Annotated in this window: 19 protein-coding genes; 18 read left to right on the top strand and 1 reads right to left on the bottom strand. The window is 62.2% G+C overall.

Annotated elements, in window-relative coordinates; translation table 11 throughout:
• Window positions 1-2 precede the first annotated feature (2 nt).
• The 13 genes from H0485_RS07445 (at window position 3) to H0485_RS07385 (ending at window position 12545) form a co-directional block, all read left to right on the top strand.
• A complete protein-coding gene (locus tag H0485_RS07445) occupies window positions 3-404 on the top strand; it encodes a YNQ4 family lipoprotein (RefSeq protein ID WP_435531485.1) in 402 nt (133 codons plus the stop codon).
• Between the two features lie 62 nt (window positions 405-466).
• A complete protein-coding gene (gene nuoH / locus H0485_RS07440; protein ID WP_226934732.1) occupies window positions 467-1504 on the top strand; it encodes an NADH-quinone oxidoreductase subunit NuoH in 1038 nt (345 codons plus the stop codon).
• A 4-nt stretch (window positions 1505-1508) separates the two neighbouring features.
• Window positions 1509-2003, top strand: coding sequence for an NADH-quinone oxidoreductase subunit NuoI (gene nuoI / locus H0485_RS07435; protein ID WP_226934731.1), 495 nt, complete (start codon window positions 1509-1511; stop codon window positions 2001-2003).
• A 29-nt stretch (window positions 2004-2032) separates the two neighbouring features.
• On the top strand, window positions 2033-2515 hold the full coding sequence (locus H0485_RS07430; RefSeq protein WP_226934801.1) for a hypothetical protein: 483 nt from the start codon (window positions 2033-2035) through the stop codon (window positions 2513-2515).
• The gene (locus H0485_RS07425) at window positions 2512-2922 is read left to right on the top strand and encodes a carboxymuconolactone decarboxylase family protein (RefSeq protein ID WP_226934730.1); all 411 of its coding nucleotides are present in this window, start codon (window positions 2512-2514) and stop codon (window positions 2920-2922) included. Before H0485_RS07430 ends, H0485_RS07425 begins: the two co-directional genes overlap by 4 nt.
• A complete protein-coding gene (locus H0485_RS07420; protein ID WP_226934729.1) occupies window positions 2919-3527 on the top strand; it encodes an NADH-quinone oxidoreductase subunit J in 609 nt (202 codons plus the stop codon). The genes H0485_RS07425 and H0485_RS07420 overlap by 4 nt, the downstream gene beginning before the upstream one ends.
• A gap of 188 nt (window positions 3528-3715) precedes the next feature.
• Complete coding sequence (gene nuoK / locus H0485_RS07415) at window positions 3716-4021, top strand: NADH-quinone oxidoreductase subunit NuoK (protein ID WP_226934728.1); 306 nt, start codon at window positions 3716-3718, stop codon at window positions 4019-4021.
• Between the two features lie 4 nt (window positions 4022-4025).
• Entirely contained in the window at window positions 4026-6269 is a 2244-nt protein-coding gene (gene nuoL, locus H0485_RS07410) for an NADH-quinone oxidoreductase subunit L (RefSeq protein ID WP_226934727.1), read from the top strand.
• A 15-nt stretch (window positions 6270-6284) separates the two neighbouring features.
• Complete coding sequence (locus tag H0485_RS07405; RefSeq protein WP_226934726.1) at window positions 6285-7832, top strand: NADH-quinone oxidoreductase subunit M; 1548 nt, start codon at window positions 6285-6287, stop codon at window positions 7830-7832.
• Between the two features lie 12 nt (window positions 7833-7844).
• Complete coding sequence (gene nuoN, locus H0485_RS07400) at window positions 7845-9302, top strand: NADH-quinone oxidoreductase subunit NuoN (protein WP_226934725.1); 1458 nt, start codon at window positions 7845-7847, stop codon at window positions 9300-9302.
• On the top strand, window positions 9292-10023 hold the full coding sequence (locus H0485_RS07395; protein WP_226934724.1) for a biotin--[acetyl-CoA-carboxylase] ligase: 732 nt from the start codon (window positions 9292-9294) through the stop codon (window positions 10021-10023). The genes nuoN and H0485_RS07395 overlap by 11 nt, the downstream gene beginning before the upstream one ends.
• Window positions 10024-10098: 75 nt before the next feature.
• Window positions 10099-10872 carry a type III pantothenate kinase gene (locus H0485_RS07390; protein WP_226934723.1) on the top strand — a complete coding sequence of 258 codons (774 nt, stop codon included), beginning with the start codon at window positions 10099-10101 and terminating at the stop codon, window positions 10870-10872.
• Window positions 10869-12545: a ribonuclease J gene (locus H0485_RS07385; protein WP_226934722.1), complete on the top strand. Its 1677-nt coding sequence runs from the start codon at window positions 10869-10871 to the stop codon at window positions 12543-12545. Before H0485_RS07390 ends, H0485_RS07385 begins: the two co-directional genes overlap by 4 nt.
• Window positions 12546-12673: 128 nt before the next feature.
• Here the strand turns inward: H0485_RS07385 and H0485_RS07380 are convergent, their stop codons facing one another.
• Window positions 12674-13636, bottom strand: a complete 963-nt coding sequence (locus tag H0485_RS07380) for a hypothetical protein (protein ID WP_226934721.1) — start codon at window positions 13634-13636, stop codon at window positions 12674-12676.
• A 662-nt stretch (window positions 13637-14298) separates the two neighbouring features.
• Here H0485_RS07380 and H0485_RS07375 point away from each other — a divergent pair.
• The 5 genes from H0485_RS07375 to H0485_RS07355 all read left to right on the top strand — a co-directional run bounded on the left by H0485_RS07375 (window position 14299) and on the right by H0485_RS07355 (window position 19020).
• Window positions 14299-15072 (top strand): ABC transporter ATP-binding protein, encoded by a 774-nt coding sequence (locus H0485_RS07375; protein ID WP_226934720.1) that lies wholly within the window; start codon window positions 14299-14301, stop codon window positions 15070-15072.
• A 7-nt stretch (window positions 15073-15079) separates the two neighbouring features.
• On the top strand, window positions 15080-15805 hold the full coding sequence (locus H0485_RS07370) for an ABC transporter permease (protein WP_226934719.1): 726 nt from the start codon (window positions 15080-15082) through the stop codon (window positions 15803-15805).
• Complete coding sequence (locus tag H0485_RS07365; protein WP_226934718.1) at window positions 15802-16608, top strand: ABC transporter permease; 807 nt, start codon at window positions 15802-15804, stop codon at window positions 16606-16608. The genes H0485_RS07370 and H0485_RS07365 overlap by 4 nt, the downstream gene beginning before the upstream one ends.
• A gap of 77 nt (window positions 16609-16685) precedes the next feature.
• Window positions 16686-17462: a transporter substrate-binding domain-containing protein gene (locus H0485_RS07360; protein WP_226934717.1), complete on the top strand. Its 777-nt coding sequence runs from the start codon at window positions 16686-16688 to the stop codon at window positions 17460-17462.
• A 154-nt stretch (window positions 17463-17616) separates the two neighbouring features.
• Window positions 17617-19020, top strand: coding sequence for a M20 family metallopeptidase (locus H0485_RS07355; protein ID WP_226934716.1), 1404 nt, complete (start codon window positions 17617-17619; stop codon window positions 19018-19020).
• Window positions 19021-19054: the final 34 nt, after the last annotated feature.

Genomic DNA, 19054 nt, shown 5'->3' with positions numbered 1-19054 from the left:
CAATGACCAGATCTCCGGCTCTGGCAGCAGCACTGATGGCGCTTCTTGCCATCGGGGCTTGTGCGCCCGAGGCGGAGATGAGAGCAGAGGGGCAAAAGCCCGAGTATCTGGGGATCCGGACGGCTTTGCTCGAAGGCGATATGGTCAGCTTTCGCGTTACCCTGAAGGGCGATGCGACGGCAAAAGAGATTGAGGATTATGCCCGTTGCGCGGCTGCGCAATATGCACTGATCCGGGGTGCCGGTTTTGCCCGCCATGTGCGGACCAATGTTGCAAAATCCGGCGGAACGACACGGGGTGATGCGGTCTGGGTGATCTCGGCCGCCTTGCCCCTGGGCTTGAAGACAATTGATGCCGAGGTGACGGTGCGCGATTGCGGAGAGCTTGGGATACCGACGGTTTGAAACACGCGGTCTGACGAAACGGACGGTCCGAATACGGGCGGTTTGAAGGGACGGGAAGAAAGATGGACGGATTTTTCAGCACGGGCCTGGGCACGGCGGTCATTCTGATCGCGCAATGCCTTGCGGTGGTTGCCTTCGTCATGATCTCGCTGATTTTCATGGTCTATGGCGACCGGAAGATCTGGGCGGCGGTTCAGGTGCGGCGCGGCCCCAACGTGGTTGGCCCCTGGGGCATTTTGCAGACTTTCGCTGATGCGCTGAAATATGTGCTGAAAGAGATCGTGGTTCCGGCCGGGGTTGACCGTCCGGTCTACTTCCTCGCGCCGCTTTTGTCTTTCGTACTGGCGCTGCTGGCCTTTGCGGTGATCCCCTTCGATTACGGCTGGGTTCTGGCCGATATCAATGTGGCGATCCTCTTCGTCTTCGCCGTCTCCTCGCTTGAGGTTTACGGCGTGATCATGGGCGGCTGGGCCTCGAACTCGAAATACGCCTTCCTTGGCGGGCTGCGCTCGGCGGCGCAGATGATCTCTTATGAGGTCTCGCTCGGCCTGATCATCATCGGTCTGATCATCTCGACCGGCTCGATGAATATGTCTGACCTGGTCCGGGCTCAGGACACCGGCTATGGTGCGCTTGGCTGGTACTGGCTGCCGCATTTCCCGATGCTGGTTCTGTTCTTCATCTCGACGCTGGCCGAGACCAACCGTCCGCCCTTCGACCTTCCGGAAGCGGAATCGGAACTGGTTGCCGGTTTCATGGTCGAATATTCCTCGACCCCCTATCTCTTGTTCATGGCCGGTGAATATATCGCCATCTTCCTGATGTGCGCTTTGCTGTCTTTGTTCTTCTTCGGTGGCTGGCTCTCGCCGATCCCGGGCATCGCTGATGGCTGGTGGTGGATGGTTGCCAAGATGTGGGCCTGGTTCTTCATGTTCGCCATGGTGAAGGCGATCGTGCCGCGCTACCGCTATGACCAGCTGATGCGGATTGGCTGGAAAGTCTTCCTGCCGCTGTCGCTGGGCTGGGTCGTGCTGGTGGCCTTCCTTGCTAAATTCGAAGTCCTCGGTGCCTTCTGGGCCCGCTATACTCTGGGGGGCTGATCTGATGGCCAATATCGACTGGAACCGCGCCACCCGCTATTTCCTGATGGTTGATTTCATCAAGGGTTTTGCCATCGGCATGCGCTATTTCTTCAAGCCCAAGCCGACGATCAACTACCCGCATGAAAAGGGGCCGCTGTCGCCGCGTTTCCGGGGTGAGCATGCTCTGCGCCGCTATCCGAATGGCGAAGAGCGCTGCATTGCCTGCAAGCTCTGCGAAGCGATCTGCCCGGCTCAGGCCATCACCATTGATGCCGAACCGCGCGAGGACGGCTCGCGCCGCACCACGCGCTATGACATCGATATGACGAAATGCATCTATTGCGGTTTCTGCCAGGAAGCCTGCCCGGTGGATGCCATCGTCGAGGGGCCGAATTTCGAGTTTTCGACCGAGACCCGCGAAGAGCTGTTCTACAATAAAGACAAGCTGCTGGAAAACGGCGCGCGCTGGGAAGCCCAGATCGCCCGCAACCTCGAGCTTGATGCGCCCTACCGCTGAACCTTTCCCCCCGGAGACCTGAAACCGCCATGCGTCAGATCACATCAGCCGTTTTCGGAGCCGCAGGGGGCGCAGCCGTGCTGGCCCTTGCCGTTCTGCTGGGCGGTGATCTGTTGCGCGGCGGCCCGGGTCATGCCGGGGCGCATGGTCCGGCCGGTGAGGCCGGTCCGGCGGGGGCTGATGGTGCCCAGGGTGAGGCGGGGCCGCAGGGCCTTGCCGGTCCGCCGGGTCCGGCAGGCCCTCAGGGTCTGAAGGGCGAGCCGGGAACGCCGGGTCCGGCAGGGGCAGGGGATCTGGGGCCTGAGGCGGTGGTGCTGGTGCGCCGCCCCGGTGGCTGCCCGACCGGCTGGCTGTCGGCGGGCGAGGTGGTTCTGGCCGCCTCGCCGGATTATGTGCCAGGCGTCGCGCAGGAGCGTTCGGAACCGGCGGCGGTGACCCCGGCCACCGAGGGCTTTGCCAATGTGAATTTTTTCCTGTGTCTGCAGGTTCAGTCCGCGGAGGGTGGCGAATGAACGAAGCCTATAACCGGATGATCCAGCAGATGATGGAAAGCGGCCAGGAGATGCTGAAAAGCTTCAATCCCGGCCTTGAGGGCATGAAGGCGGGCAGCTTTGACAAGCTGTTCCCGACCATGCCGGCCGATCTCATGGAGATGTGGTTCGGCAAGACTTTTAACCGTGAGGGGCTGGATGCGCGCACCCGGCTTCTGATCACGCTGGCCGGTTTCTGCGCCCAGGGCGCGCTGGCCGAGCCGCAGATCAAGCTGACCATCCGCCATGCCCTGGAGGCGGGGGCCACGGAACGCGAGATTGCGGAAGTGATCTGGCAGATGAGCATGTTCGGCGGCTTGCCCGCGATGAGACAGGCGCTGGAGCTTGCCCAGGCCGTCTTTGACGAGAAGAAGGAAGGATCCTCATGACCGGCGTTGCACTCGCCTTTTACGTCTTTGCGGCGGTGACCGTGGCCTCGGGGCTGATGGTGACGATCGCGCGCAACCCGGTTCATGCCGTGCTCTGGCTGATCGCGGCCTTTTGCGGCGCGACCGGGCTTTTCGTCATCCTCGGCGCTGAATTCGTCGCCATGCTGCTGCTGATCGTCTATGTCGGCGCGGTGGCGGTGCTTTTCCTGTTTGTGGTGATGATGCTCGATGTTGATTTCGCCACGCTCAAGGGCGAGATGGCGCGGGCCATGCCGCTGGGTCTGCTGATCGGGCTGGTGCTGCTCATGCAGCTGGCCATCGGTCTGGGCGCCTGGAAAAGCGCCGAACAGGCCACGGCGCTGCGCCAGGCGATCAGTGTTGAGGGGGTCGAGAATATCCGCGCCATCGGCCTGATCCTTTATGACAAATATCTCTATCTCTTCCTCGCCTCGTCGCTGGTGCTGCTGGTCGCAATGATCGGCGCGATCCTGCTGACTTTGCGCCACCGCACCGGCATCAAGCGCCAGAATGTGCTTGAGCAGATGTGGCGCGATCCGGCGAAGACGATGGAGCTGAAAGACGTCAAACCGGGCCAGGGTCTCTGACCTGCCGGGCGCCCCGGGTCCGGCCTCGGCGGGCCGGACCCGGGGCACGAAATGCCGGCAGACGGCCAGACGCGCGGGCAGGGGTCCGCAGAATATTTCGTTGCGCTGCTCCTGCCGGCCCCAGGCCCGGAAGCGGCGCAGACACACGGAACAATAACAGGCAAACGAGCGCCTGAGGGACGGATGAGATGGTAGGACTTGAACATTACATTACGGTGGCGGCGATCCTCTTCGTCATCGGCATCTTCGGGATCTTCCTCAACCGGAAGAATGTGATCGTCATTCTGATGTCGATCGAACTCATCCTCCTGTCGGTGAATATCAACCTTGTGGCCTTTTCGTCCTTCTCGGGCGATCTGACCGGGCAGGTCTTCACCCTCTTCGTGCTGACAGTGGCAGCGGCAGAAGCTGCCATCGGTCTCGCGATCCTGGTCGTCTTCTTCCGCAACCGCGGCACGATCGACGTGGAAGACGTGAATGTGATGAAGGGCTGAGAGCATGGTTCAGGTCATCTTTTTTGCACCCCTGATCGGGGCCATCCTCTGTGGCTATGGCTGGAAGCTGTTCGGTGAGAGACCGGCGCAGATCCTGACCACGGCCACGGTATTCCTTGCCGCCGCGCTGAGCTGGGTGATTTTCCTCGGCTTTGACGGCACCACCCAGCAGGTGCAGATCCTTGACTGGATCCAGTCCGGCACGCTTTCGGCCGACTGGTCGATCCGCGTTGACCGGATGACCGCGATCATGCTGGTGGTGGTGAACTCGGTCTCGGCCCTCGTGCATCTCTATTCCTTTGGCTATATGGCCCATGACGACAACTGGACCGAAGACGAGAGCTACCGCGCCCGTTTCTTCGCCTATCTGTCGTTCTTCACCTTTGCGATGCTGACCCTTGTCACCGCCGATAACCTCCTGCAGATGTTCTTCGGCTGGGAAGGGGTGGGCGTGGCCTCCTATCTGCTGATCGGCTTCTATTATAAGAAGCAATCGGCCGGTGCGGCGGCGATGAAGGCTTTCATCGTCAACCGGGTCGGGGATTTTGGCTTCCTGCTCGGGATTGCCGGTCTCTATCTGCTGACCGACTCGATCCGCTTTGATGAGATCTTTGCCGCCATTCCGGCGCTGACTGAGACCACGATCCGCTTCCTCTGGACCGACTGGAATGCCGTCAATCTGATCGCCTTCCTGCTGTTCGTCGGCGCGATGGGCAAATCGGCACAGCTGTTCCTGCACACCTGGCTGCCGGATGCGATGGAGGGCCCGACCCCGGTCTCGGCGCTGATCCATGCTGCAACCATGGTGACCGCCGGGGTGTTCCTCGTCTGCCGCATGTCGCCGGTCTATGAATATGCGCCCGACACCACCGCTTTCATCACCTTCCTTGGCGCCACCACCGCCTTCTTCGCCGCGACCGTGGGTCTGGTGCAGAATGATATCAAGCGCGTGATCGCCTATTCGACCTGTTCGCAGCTCGGCTATATGTTCGTGGCGGCCGGCGTGGGCGCCTATCCGGTGGCGATGTTCCACCTCTTCACCCATGCTTTCTTCAAAGCGATGCTGTTCCTTGGCGCCGGTTCGGTGATCCATGCGACCCATCACGAGCAGGATATGCGCTGGTATGGCGGTCTGCGTAAAAAGATCCCGCTGACCTTCTGGGCGATGATGATCGGCACCCTCGCCATCACCGGCGTCGGGATCCCGCTGACCTATTACGGCTTCGCCGGCTTCCTGTCGAAAGATGCGGTGATTGAGAGCGCCTGGATCGGCTCGACCTATGCCTTCTGGATGCTTGTTATCGCCGCCGGCATGACCTCGTTCTATTCCTGGCGTCTGATGTTCCTGACCTTCTACGGCGAAAACCGTGCAGATCAGAAACCGGCTGAGGATCATGGTCACGGCCATGGCCATGACGATCACGGCCATGATCACCACCACGAGCCGCATGAAAGCCCGGCTGTCATGCTGATCCCGCTTGGGGTTCTGGCGCTTGGCGCGCTGTTCTCGGGCATGATCTGGTACAAGGTGTTCTTCGGCGATGAGGTGAAGCTGCGCGACTGGTTCGGCATGGACCAGCTGGCCTCGGCCCATCATGAGGAAGCCGCCCCGGCTGCCCCCGCTGCTGATGCGACATCCGGCACCGAAGCTGCGCCGGAAGCTGAGGCTGTCGAAGCCGGGGATCATGCTGCCGCTCCGGCTCCGGCTCATGGCGTGGCTCAGGCTCCGAAAGGCGCGCTGCTGATGCTGCCCTATGGCGCGGAAGAGCAGGCGAAAGTCGATGCCCGTGTCGATGCCGCCAAGGTCGAGGCTTCGGGCCATGCCCCGAATACCATCATCGCCGCCGCCCATATGGTGCCGGACTGGGTGAAGGTTGCCCCCTTTATCGCCATGCTGACCGGTCTGATCCTGTCCTGGCTGTTCTACATCAAAAACCCCTCCTGGCCGCGCCGTCTGGCCGAGAACCAGCGTCCTTTGTACCTGTTCCTGCTGAACAAATGGTATTTTGACGAGATCTATACCTTCCTCTTCGTCCGCCCGGCCCAGGCGCTTGGCCGTCTGTTCTGGAAATTCGATATGAAAGCCATCGATGGCACGATCAACGGGGTGGCTATGGGCATCGTGCCCTTCTTCACCCGCCTCGCTGCCCGCGCTCAGACGGGCTTTGTCTTCCACTATGCCTTCGCAATGGTGCTCGGGATTGTTGCCCTGGTCACCTGGATGACGCTCTTCAGCGGCGCCAAATAAGGAGGCCCGGGATCCATGGCACAACAACTTCTCAATATCATCCTGTTCCTGCCGCTGGTTGCGGCAGTGATCATGGCTTTGTTCCTGCGCGGCGATGATGCTGCTGCGCGCTCCTCGGCAAAATGGCTGGCGATGTTCGCAACGCTGGCCACCTTCCTCGCCTCGCTGTTCCTGCTGGCCGAGTTTGATCCCGCCAATACCGGCTTCCAGTTCGTCACTGAGGCCGAATGGGTCATGGGGCTGAAGTGGAAGACCGGCGTCGACGGGATTTCGATCCTGCTGATCATGCTGACCACCTTCCTGATGCCGCTGGTGATCTGGTCGGCCTGGGAGGTGGATAAGCGCCTCAAGGAATATATGATCGCCTTCCTGGTGCTCGAGACGCTGATGATCGGCGTGTTCTGTGCGCTGGATCTGGTGATGTTCTACCTGTTCTTCGAGGCAGGTCTGATCCCGATGTTCCTGATCATCGGCATCTGGGGCGGGGCGAACCGCATCTATGCCGCGTTCAAATTCTTCCTCTATACCTTCCTCGGCTCGGTGCTGATGCTGGTGGCGATGATCGCGATGTATGCAATGTCGGGCACCACCGATATTGTGGCTTTGCTTGATCCGGCCCGTGCGGCCTTCCCCTCGGAAGAGTTCCGCCTGCTGGGCTTCACCGTCGTCGGCGGCGTGCAGACTTTGCTGTTCCTTGCCTTCTTCGCCAGCTTCGCGGTGAAAATGCCGATGTGGCCGGTGCACACCTGGCTGCCCGATGCCCACGTTCAGGCGCCCACCGCAGGCTCGGTGATCCTGGCGGCGGTGATGCTGAAGATGGGCGGCTATGGCTTCCTGCGCTTCTCGATCCCGATGTTCCCGGTGGCGACCGATCTGCTGGCGCCACTGGTGTTCTGGATGTCGGCAATCGCGGTGGTCTATACCTCGCTGGTCGCCATGGTTCAGACCGATATGAAGAAGCTGATCGCTTATTCCTCGGTCGCCCATATGGGCTATGTGACCATGGGGATTTTCGCGATGAACCAGCAGGGCCTTGATGGTGCGATTTTCCAGATGATCTCGCATGGCTTCATCTCGGGCGCGCTCTTCCTCTGCGTTGGCGTGATCTATGACCGGATGCATACCCGTGAGATTTCGGCCTATGGCGGTCTGGTGTCGCGGATGCCGGCCTATGCGATGGTCTTCATGTTCTTCAGCATGGCCAATGTCGGCCTGCCGGGCACTTCGGGCTTCGTTGGCGAATTCCTGACCATCATGGGCATGTTCCAGGTCAATACCTGGATCGCCTTCTTCGCCGCCACCGGGGTGATCTTCTCGGCCTCCTATGGCCTGTGGCTCTACCGCCGCGTGGTCTTTGGCGCGCTGACCAAGGACAGCCTGAAGCTGATCACCGATATGACGGCGCGCGAGAAGCTGATCTTCGCCCCGCTGGTGGCGATGACGCTGCTGCTCGGCATCTATCCGAGCCTTGTCACCGATATCATCGGGCCGTCGGTTTCCGCCCTGATCGAAAATTACCAGGCTGCTCTGCCCGCTGTGGCAGATCAGGCTGCGTTGCACTGAGGAAGCAGGGTCATGACTGCAGTTGATTTTAACATCGTCCTGCCCGAGGTGATCCTCGCGCTCTATGCGATGGCCGCGCTGATGTTCGGGGTCTATACCAGCAAGGACAAAGTGGCCGTGCCGCTGGTCTGGGCCACGGCGGGGGTGTTTGTCGCCCTTGCGCTCTGGATCGGCATCGCGGGCGAGGGCGCGCGTCCGGCCTTCGGTGGCATGTTCATCGATGATCCTTTCGCGCGCTTCACCAAAGTGCTGATCCTGCTCTCGGCTGCCGCTGCGATGGTGGTCGGCCAGGATTATATGAGCCGCTGGAACATGCTGCGCTTTGAATATCCGGTGATCCTCTCACTGGCGGTTCTGGGCATGATGATGATGGTCTCGGCCGGGGATCTGATGGCGCTTTATCTCGGCCTCGAGCTGCAGTCGCTGGCGCTTTATGTCACCGCTGCGATGCGCCGCGATTCCGCGCGTTCCTCGGAAGCGGGTCTTAAATATTTCGTGCTCGGCTCGCTGTCTTCGGGGATGCTGCTGTTCGGCGCCTCGCTGGTTTACGGCTTTGCCGGTACCACTTTGTTCTCGGGCATCCTGACCACCATGTCGGGTGAGATCCCGCTGGGCCTGCTGTTCGGTCTGATCTTCATGCTGGCCGGTCTGGCCTTCAAAATCTCGGCCGCGCCCTTCCATATGTGGACGCCCGATGTTTACGAGGGCTCGCCGACCCCGGTGACCGCCTTCTTCGCCACCGCACCGAAAGTGGCGGCCATGGCGCTGATCGCGCGTTTGGTCTGGGATGCTTTCGGCGCGATCCCGATGCAATGGGGCCAGGTTCTGGCGGCCTTTGCCGTGGCTTCGGTCTATCTCGGCTCGGTCGCGGCGATCGGTCAGAAAGACATCAAACGTCTGATGGCCTATTCCTCGATCGCCCATATGGGCTATGCGCTGATCGGTCTGGCAGCGGCGACCACCGGCAATGCCGAAGTGGCAGCCCAGGGCGTGCAGGCAATGCTGCTCTATATGGCGATCTATGTCACCACCGGCATCGGCGCTTTCGCTTTTATCCTGTCGATGGAGCGCGACGGCCGCCCGGTCACCGATATTGCCAGCCTGAAAATGATCTCGAAAACCGAGCCGCTGAAAGCGCTTGGCCTGTTGATGGTGTTCTTCTCGCTGGCCGGTGTGCCGCCCTTCATCGGCTTCTTCGCCAAGCTGGCGGTGCTGAAATCGGCGGTGGATGCGGGGATGGTCTGGCTGGCTCTGGCCGGGGCGGTGGCTTCGGTGATCGGTGCCTTCTACTATCTGCGCGTGGTCTATTTCGTCTATTTCGGCGACAGCGAAAGCCCGGCACAGATCCGCATGTCGCCGGTGCAATGGGTGATCTTCGTTGCGGCAGCTGCGGTCATGCTGCTCGGCGCGATCAACCTCTTCGGCATCGAAGGCCCGGCGCTCACCGCGGCTCAGGCCCTTGTGCGCTGATCTTATCCCGGCCCGGCTGGAACTGACCACGGTCGATTCCACCAATGCCGAAGCCTTCCGGCAGGCCCCCGAGCTTCGGGGGCCTCTGTGGATTCTGGCGGCTGAGCAGAGCGCTGGCCGGGGCAGAAGGGCGCGGGAATGGGTCAGCCCGCCCGGGAATTTCTACGCCAGCCTGGTGCAGAAGATCGACGAGCCGCCGGTTCTGCTCGGGCTGCGCAGTTTCACCACAGCTCTCGCCCTTTATGATGCTTTCTCGGCGCTGACCGGGCTCTCACCGGCTTTCGCGCTGAAATGGCCGAATGATGTGCTGCTCAATGGCGGCAAGCTGACCGGCATTCTGCTTGAGGCCCAGGGCCCCTGCCTGGTGATCGGTATCGGCGTCAATCTGATCGGCGCGCCACCCCCGGCACGGGTAGAGCCCGGGGCGGTGCCGCCGGTCTCGCTGCTGGGGGAAACCGGGTTGCGGATCACGCCCGCGCATTTCCTCGATGCGCTGGCCCCGGCCATGAGCGAATGGGAAGGGCGGTTCCGGCACGAGGGTTTTGCGCCTTTGCGCAAAGCCTGGCTGGCGCGTGCGGCCCGGCTCGGTGAGCGGATCATTGCCCGTACCGGCACGCTGAGCCGCGAAGGCACCTTTGAGACCATTGATGATCAGGGCAATCTGATGCTGCGCGAGGCGCATGGCCTGACCGCCATTCCGGCTGCCGAGGTTTTCTTCTGAGCGGGACGGCGCGCTCTCTTTGCGCCCGCGGTTCCGGCCCCGGGGCAGATTCATCCCTACCAAGCGGAGCCTCTCATGCTTCTCGCCATTGACTGCGGCAATACCAATACCGTTTTTGCTGTGCAGAACGGCAGTGAAACCCTGGCCACCTGGCGCATTGCCACGGATCACAAACGCACGGCCGATGAATATTACGTCTGGCTCTCCTCGCTGATCCTGCTCAACCGGCTCGAGGTGCAGATCAGTGAGGTGATCATCTCCTCGACCGTGCCGCGGGTGGTGTTCAATCTGCGGGTGCTGGCGGATCGCTATTTCGACTGCCGCCCGCTGGTGGTGGGCAAGCCTGAATGCCGCCTGCCGCATGAGCCGCGGGTCGATAAAGGCACCACGGTCGGGCCGGACCGGCTGGTCAATACCGCCGGGGCCTTTGACCGCCATGGCGGCGATCTGATCGTGGTGGATTTCGGCACCGCCACCACCTTTGATGTGGTCGATCATGACGGGGCCTATATCGGCGGGGTGATTGCCCCGGGGGTGAACCTCAGCCTTGAGGCGCTGCATATGGCAGCGGCGGCTTTGCCGCATGTTGACGTGACAAAACCGGCAAAGGCCATCGGCACGAATACGGTAGCTTGTATGCAGTCAGGCGTGTATTGGGGCTATATCGGCCTGGTCGAAGGCATTGTGCGCGCCATCCGCAATGAACGCGGGCGCGCGATGAAGGTGATCGCCACTGGCGGCCTGGCTTCGCTCTTCGCCCAGGACACTGCAATTTTCGAGTCGGTTGAGGACGATCTGACCATGCATGGCCTCGTTCTGATCCATCAGTACAATAAGGATAACCAATGAAGAGCGAGAGGCTGATCTACCTTCCCCTCGGGGGCGCCGGCGAGATCGGTATGAACGCCTATGTTTACGGCTGGGGTGCTCCGGGTAAGGAACGTCTGATCCTGATTGATATGGGCGTGACCTTCCCCGATATGGACGGAGCGCCCGGCGTCGATGTCATCATGCCGGATATGACCTGGCTGGAGCAGCGCGCTGACCGGCTTGAGGCGATTTTCATCACCCATGCCCATGAGGATCACATCGGGGCGCTTGGCCATCTCTGGCCGAAGCTTAAGGCGAAAGTCTATGCCCGCAAATTCACCGGCACCATTGGCCGGCTGAAGCTTGATGAGATGGGCCTGCCGCTGGATGCGATCACCATCGTCGAGCCGCGCCCGGCAGTGGTCGAGGCCGGGCCGTTCCAGGTGCAGTTCGTGCCTTTGTCGCATTCGGTGCCGGAATCGGCAGCGCTGATCATCGACAGCCCCGGCGGCCGGATCGTGCATTCGGGCGATTTCAAACTCGACCGCTCGCCGGTGGTGGGTGAACCCTGGGATGATGCGGCCTGGGAGGCGATTGCGGCGGAAAAGCCGGTCAAGGCGCTGATGTGCGACTCGACCAATGTCTTCTCGCTGCATCCGGGCCGCTCGGAAGCCACCCTGGCTGAACCGCTGGCCGAGCTGATCCGCAATTCGCATGGCATGTTTGTCGCCACCACCTTCGGCTCCAACGTTGCACGTCTGAAGACCCTGGCCGAGGCGGCGGTGGCGGCAGACCGCACCATCTGCGTCATGGGCCGCTCGATGAAGCGGATGCTGCAGGCGGCGCGCGAGACCGGGGTGATGAGCAGCTTCCCGCGCGTGGTCTCGCCCGATGAGGCGCTGGAGATTCCGCGCCGCAATCTGATGCTGCTGGTCACCGGCAGCCAGGGCGAGCGTCGGGCGGCGGCGGCGGCTTTGTCGCGTGGCAAATATCTCGGCCATGAGATGAAGACCGGCGATACTTTCCTGTTCTCATCGCGCACCATCCCGGGCAATGAGAAAGAGGTGGGCCGGATCTGGAATGCGCTGTCCGAAAAGGGCGTGCGTGTTGTCGATGATGCCGGTGGTCTTTACCACGTCTCGGGCCATGCCAACCGTCCGGATCTGGAACATGTGCACCGTCTGCTGGTGCCCGATATGCTGATCCCGATGCATGGCGAGCACCGTCATCTCTCGGAACATGCCCGCATCGCCACCGAAGGCGGGCTGACCTCGCTGGTCACGGTGAACGGCATGATGCTGGATCTGACCGGCGAAGTGCCGAAAGTGGCCGAATATATCGAAACCGGCCGGATCTATCTCGACGGTACGATCCTGATCGGTGCGCTGGACGGGGTGATCCGCAACCGGATCCGCATGGCGCTGAATGGCCATGTGCTGGCCACTGTCATCCTTGATGAGAATGACGAGCCGATGGGCGAGCCCTGGGTCGAGATCATGGGCCTGACCGATCGCGGCAAGAACGGCAGCCTGCTGGCCGAGACCATGGAAACCGAGCTTGGTGAATGGATGGAGCGGGCAGGGCGCAAGGTTCTGAAAAACGACGATAAGGTCGAAGAAGAACTGCGCCGCCTGATCCGCCAGATCGCGGTGGAGGAGATCGGCAAAAAGCCAGAGGTGACGGTGGTCATCTCGCGGCTGATGCTCGAGTAAGTCAGAGGGCCGGGGCTGAAATGCCCCGGCCTTTCGCTTTTGCGCGGGCCCGGGCCGGGCCTGCATTCGCGGCAGGCTGCGGTCTCTGCTTGCTATTGTGATTGATGCGGCCTGACGGGCAGCCTGGCTCAGCCGGGGGCCGGCGGTGCCGGGGCGGTAACGGGGTCGGAACCGGTTCTGGCGGCAGCGACGGGCGGATCTGGCGCGGGCACCGGCCCCAGCAGCGCCGCCTGGTCCTGGTGCCACAGCGCGTCGAGTTCCGGGCGCAGCTGCGGCGGCAGGACCTGGAAGGCGGGCGAGGGGTGTTCTCTGAACCCCTGGTCGAGCAGGGCCCGCAGCTGAGCCTGGTCTGCGGCTGAGAGCTTTGGCATGGTGAAAGCGGCGATCTCCATTGCCTCACGCGGCCAGGCCCGGTTGACCCGCAGCGGGGGCAGGGTCGCGGTGATCTTTGGCGGCAGGCCATATTCTCGCAGCAGGCTGTGAACCATGCCTTCGGGCTGATAGCCGGTCACATGCACATTCGCGGCGCCAAATCCGGCGCGCAGCCGGGCGATCAGCGGCTGCCAGCTCAGATCGGCGCGGCTGCACCAGGCAATATAGGGCTCTGGCTCAAGGCTGCGGCCCATTTTCTGCAGCTGCTGATACCAGGAATTCAGAAAGCCCCACTGATCGCGCAGGGTATAAAGAATGCGCACCGGCAGGCCGTGCAATATCGCCTGCAGCGCTGCGATTGCGGCGGCGGCCCCGGGATAGAAATCCTCCGAACCGGCCCGCCAGGGCTCGCCGAGGTAAATCTCCCAGGGGATGAGATAGGCCTTCACCCCAGGCTGTTGCAGCTGCTGTTGCATCGATTTGCGCAGAATGGCGATGGCCGCGCTCTGGTCTGGCGGCGCGCACTCGCCCCGCGCCGCTTCGCAGGCTGTGCGCAGGATACGGTAGGCCGAGCGCTCACGCAGGGTATGGCCACAATAGAGAAAGCCGTTCTCAAGCAGCAGCCCGGCATTGCTCTGACACCAGTGCTGCACCGAAGTGGTCGCGGTTTTATGCGCGCCGAGATGGAGCAGAACAGTTTTCTGACCCGTTTGTGCCATCCACCTCACACCAGCGCTTTCTCAGCCAGACTAGCGGATCAGGGGCCTGGTGTCGCCCTGGCTGAGGGGGGCGTGATTTTATCACGGCACTTGTGTCATTTTGGCTGAGCCTGGGCTGTGGCCCTTACCCCGGCTGCAAAGCAGGTCGCCGCCCTGATGCCCGGAGAGCCAGCCGCCGCTGCCGGGATAACTCACCCGCAGGATAATCCTTTGCCTGATATTTCAGATTTCAGTTGAAATATATAACAGCAGATTGCACGGTTGGATAAACGTGGGTGATCACCTGACTCGTAAGGCTGTTTTCTGCCGAAGGCCGGGTGGGACGACGCCTGCCGATCTGCTCCGCACCACGGCCAGATTGCAGTCTGTCCCTGCGGGAAGCCTGTTGAGTGAATTCTATTGGCTGCGGTTTCGGATGCGGCCAGGTTTGGCGGAAGAGATGGATATCAGCAGGCTCCGGATGGTTTCCGGCACAGGGCCAGGCCCTGGTGGCAGGTGGCAGCACAGCCAGCCGCAGGTGGCGCGAGGGCGGCATCATCCCGTCTCTGGCTGAGACTATTTCTCACAATCACAAAAAGCGGCCGCGCCACAGCCGGCCCGGAGCGCAATTGCCAGAGCCGGAGCGGCTTACGGCAAGGCCAATGACAGGAGAGGGGCAGAGGATGACGGAAAGAAAGGTCGCGATTCAGCTTACCGGGCTGCATAAGCGTTTCGGCGATCTGGAAGTGCTGAAAGGGGTGTCACTGACCGCACATTCCGGCGATGTAATTGCGATTATCGGCGGCTCGGGCTCGGGCAAGTCGACCATGCTGCGCTGTATCAATTTTCTCGAGACCCCAACCGCGGGCGAAGTGCGCCTGCATGGCGAGCTGGTGGCGATGCAGCCTGACGGGCAGGGCGGAATGCGGGCCTCGGATCCGGCGCAGCTGAACCGGCTGCGGGCGCGGCTCGGCATGGTGTTTCAGGCCTTTAATCTCTGGCCGCATCGCACCGTGCTTGAAAATGTGATTGAGGCGCCGGTACATGTGCTGGGCCAGAACCGCGATGCGGCGATTGCCACTGCCGAGCGGCTGCTGGACCGGGTGGGTCTGCTGGCCAAGCGTGACACCTATCCCGAAAGGCTCTCGGGCGGGCAGAAACAGCGCGCCGCCATCGCCCGTGCCCTGGCGGTGGATCCCCATGCCATGCTGTTTGACGAGCCGACCTCGGCGCTTGATCCCGAACTGGTGGGTGAGGTTCTCTCGGTGATCGCGGATCTGGCGCGTGAGGGGCGCACCATGATCCTCGTGACCCATGAAATGCAGTTCGCGCGCAGTCTGGCCAATAAAATCGTCTTTCTGCGCAATGGTCTGGTCGAGGAAGAGGGGCCGCCGGCCGAGCTGTTCGACCGGCCGAAATCCGATGCGCTGCGCGCATTCCTCGCGCCTAAATACTGAGGCAGCCATGGATTTTCTGAATATCACCGACTGGAGCCTGTTGGCGCTCAGCCCGCCTGGATGGGGCGGGGCGCTGCTCTGGGGCGCGGTCAAAACCGTGCAGATCGCTCTGGGTGGATATCTCCTTGGCCTGCTGATCGGTATCTGTGGCGCCATGGGCAAGGTCTATGGCCCGCCCTGGCTGAAGGAATTGCTGGCGATCTATACCACGGTGATCCGGGCGGTGCCGGAGCTGATCCTGATCCTGATCCTGTTTTACGCCGGAACTGCGGTGCTCAACGGCCTTGCGGCGCAGCTGGGCCTTGGCCCGGTGGATGTGAATGGCGCGGTGGCGGGGGTGGTGGTGATCGCGACCGTGCAGGGGGCCTATAGCACCGAAGTGTTCCGGGGCGCGCTGCAGTCGATCCCGCCGGGCTGCCATGAGGCGGCCTCGGCCTATGGCATGTCGGGCCGGACCTGTTTTCGCCGCGTGACATTGCCGCTGCTGGTGCCACGGGCTTTGCCTGGCATGTCAAACCTCTGGGTGATTGCTACCAAGGAAACCGCGCTTTTATCGGTGGTGGGCTTTTCCGAACTGGCGCTGGTGGCCAAGCAGGCGGCGGGCGGCACGAAATATTATATGACCTTCTTCCTTGCGGCCTCGGCGATCTACCTCTCTATCACTCTGATATCGCGGGTTATCTTCAATATGATTGAGGCGCGCTACAATCGCGGAACGGTGCAGCACAGATGATCCGCTCAGCCCTGACCCATGGGCGTGCTCTGCGCGCCGCTCTTCCGGCCTATCGGCTGATCTATATCGCCACCGGCCTTATGCTTCTGGCTTTCATTATCACCGGCCTGCGCTGGGACTGGCTGGTGCAATATCTGCCGAAACTCTGGACCGGGTTTAAAATCTCGCTGGCGATCTGGGCGGCTTCGGTGATCTTTGGCTTCCTGCTGGCCTTGCCGCTCGGCCTGGCCCAGGTGGTGGCGCGCGGACCGCTGCGCTGGGTTGCGGTTGCCTATTGCACCACTTTGCGCGGCACGCCTTTGCTGATGCAGCTCTGGCTGTTCTATTTTGGCCTTGGCGCGATGATGTCGCAGATCCCTGGTATCCGCAGCACCATATTCTGGCCCTATCTGCGCGAGGCCTGGCCTTTCGCGGTGCTGGCGCTGTCGCTTAATTTTGCCGCCTATGCCGGTGAGATCATGCGCGGCGCCTTTGCCGGGGTGGGCCGGGGCGAGCTGGAGGCGGGCCGGGCCTTTGGCATGCCCGAGCGCCGGATCTTCCGCCGGATCTGGCTGCCGCTGGCCCTGCGCCAGGCGCTGCCGACCATGGCGGGCGAGACGGTGATGCAGCTGAAGGCGATCCCACTGGTGGCCACGGTCACGGTGCCGGAAATGTATTCGGTTATCATGCAGTCGCGCCATGACACTTTGCTGACCTATGAGCCGCTATTGCTGCTCGGCGGCATCTATCTCGTGCTGACCTTCGTGCTGGTCCAGGCCCTGGGGCTGGCCGAACGACGTTTCAATCTGACGAAACGTGGATAAGGGGGCGGCGCGAAGACCGCCTCCTTATACTGAAATAACCTATAAAACAAACTATTTACCGACATGGAGACCTGAGAATGAAGCAAAAGACCCTGAATTTTGCCGCCGCCCTGACCCTTGCCTTTTCTGCCCCGGCCCTGGCCCAGGATCTGAAAATGGGTGTGGACCCGGCGCCCTATAAGCCGATGAGCTGGCAGGAAGCCGATGGCAGCTTCCACGGCTTTGAGGTCGAGGTGGTTACCGCAGCCTGCGCGGCCGCCGGGCTGAACTGCCAGCCCGAGGCCGTGGCCTGGAATGGCATCATCGCGGCGCTCGAGACCAGCAAGATCGATATCATCGTCTCTTCGATGAGCATCACGCCCAAGCGCCTGGAAGTGGTTGATTTCTCAGATCCCTATGTCTCGTCGCGCGCGATCTATATCGGCCATAAGGATCTGGAGTTTGATCCCGAGGATCCTGAAATCATGGGCAAGGTTCTGCTCGGCGTGCAGACCGGCACCGCGCATGAAGACTATCTGACCCGCAAGTTTGACGGCAATGCCAGCCTTAAGATCTATCAGGCGCAGGATGAGCAGCTGGCCGATCTGGTGGCAGGCCGGGTTGATGTGATCCTGGCCGGCCGGATGGGCTCGATCGCCTTCCTCTCCGCGCCGGAAAATGCCGATTATGTCGTTCTGGCAGAGGTTGAGGATGAGAGCTATCCGCCGCTGAGCATCGGTGCCGCTTTCCGCAAGCAGGATCCGAATATCGAGGCTTTCAACAAGGGGCTCAAGACCATCCTCGACAATGGCAGCTATGATGCGATTGCCGAAAAGTATTTTGACTTCGACGTTTACGGCAAGCCGCGCGGCTGATCCAGGGCGCGCGCGTCGCCTTACCCGGGAAGGGGGGCAGCTTTCGGGCTGCCCTTCTTTCGCCCCTGCACCTGTCCTTCCGGCCAGCCTCTGCCTCCGGGCTGGACTCTTCTCTCTCCGGCCTCACTGCATGGAGGAAAATATGCGAGAAATCATGTCTGTAGCTTCCCGTGCGACTGCCCTCAGCAAAGCGGCTGAGCATTTTGACAGCGGTGCCTTTGTCGCGGATCTTGCGCGACTGGTCGCGCGCCCCTGCGAAAGCCTGAACCCTGCAGCGGCGCCGGTTTTGCTGGATTATCTGGCGCTGGATCTGCAGCCGATGCTGCAGGCCATCGGCTTTGAGGTGCAGATCCATGCCAATCCCGAAGCAGGGGGGCCGCCGCTGCTGAGCGCCAGCCGGATCGAGGATCCGGCGCTGCTCACCGTGCTGATCTATGGGCATGGCGATGTGGTGCATGGTCAGGAGGGGAGCTGGCGTGAGGGGCTGACGCCCTTCACCCTGCGCGAAGAGGGCGGGCTGATTTATGGCCGGGGTACGGCCGATAACAAAGGCCAGCATCTGGTTAATATCGCCGCTCTGGCCCGGGTGATCGCGCTGCGCGGCGCTCTGGGCTTCAATGTCCGGCTGCTGATCGAAATGGGCGAAGAGGCGGGTTCGCCGGGGCTGCAGGCCTTTTGCCGCCAGAACGGCGCGCTGTTACAGGCCGATGTGCTGATCGCCTCTGACGGGCCACGCATCATGCCCGGCCGGGCCACGATCTTCACCGGCGCGCGCAGCTCGCTCAATTTTGAGCTGAGCGTCGATCTGCGCGAGGGGGCGCATCACTCGGGCAATTTCGGTGGGCTGATCGCCGATCCGGCGCTGATCCTCGCCCATGCCCTGGCTGCTGTCACCGATCAGCGCGGCCAGATCCTGGTGCCGGAATGGCGGCCGGACAGCCTGACGCCACGCATCCGCGAAGTGCTGCAGGCGCTGCCGGTGCCCGAGGCGGGCTTCGCGCTCGATCCCGACTGGGGCGAGGCCGGGCTCAGCCAGACCGAGCGCGTGTTTGGCTGGAACAGCTTTGCCGTTCTGGCGATGCAATCGGGCCGGCCCGAAGCCCCGGTCAATGCGATTTCCGGCCATGCCAGCGCCGTCTGTCAGCTGCGTTTCGTGACCGGAACCGATCCCGAAGAGATTTTGCCGGCGCTGCGCCGCCATCTTGACCGCGCCGGGCTGAGCCAGGTGCAGCTGACCCTGCGCGATACCGGCTATTTCCCCGCCACCCGGCTCGATCCGGATCACCCCTGGGTGCAGTTCGTGGCGCGTTCTCTGACGGCAAGCCTTGGCCATGCGCCGCATCTGCTGCCCAATCTCGGCGGCTCGCTCCCCAATGACTGCTTTGCCGATATTCTGGGCCTGCCGACGATCTGGGTGCCGCACAGCTATGCCGGATGCAATCAGCATGCGCCCGATGAACATGCGCTGGCTTCGGTGCTGCGCGAGGGGCTGATCGGTATGACCGGCCTGTTCTGGGACATCGGCACCCCGGGCCTCGCACCCGAACCGGACCGCTGAGCCGGGGTGCTGGACTGGGGCAGGGGCCACAGAC

Source organism: Pseudogemmobacter faecipullorum, from assembly GCF_020539525.1.
Taxonomy (GTDB): Bacteria; Pseudomonadota; Alphaproteobacteria; order Rhodobacterales; family Rhodobacteraceae; genus Pseudogemmobacter; species Pseudogemmobacter faecipullorum.
Note: the sequence above shows the minus strand (reverse complement) of the source record. Positions and strands in the feature narration are given on the sequence as shown.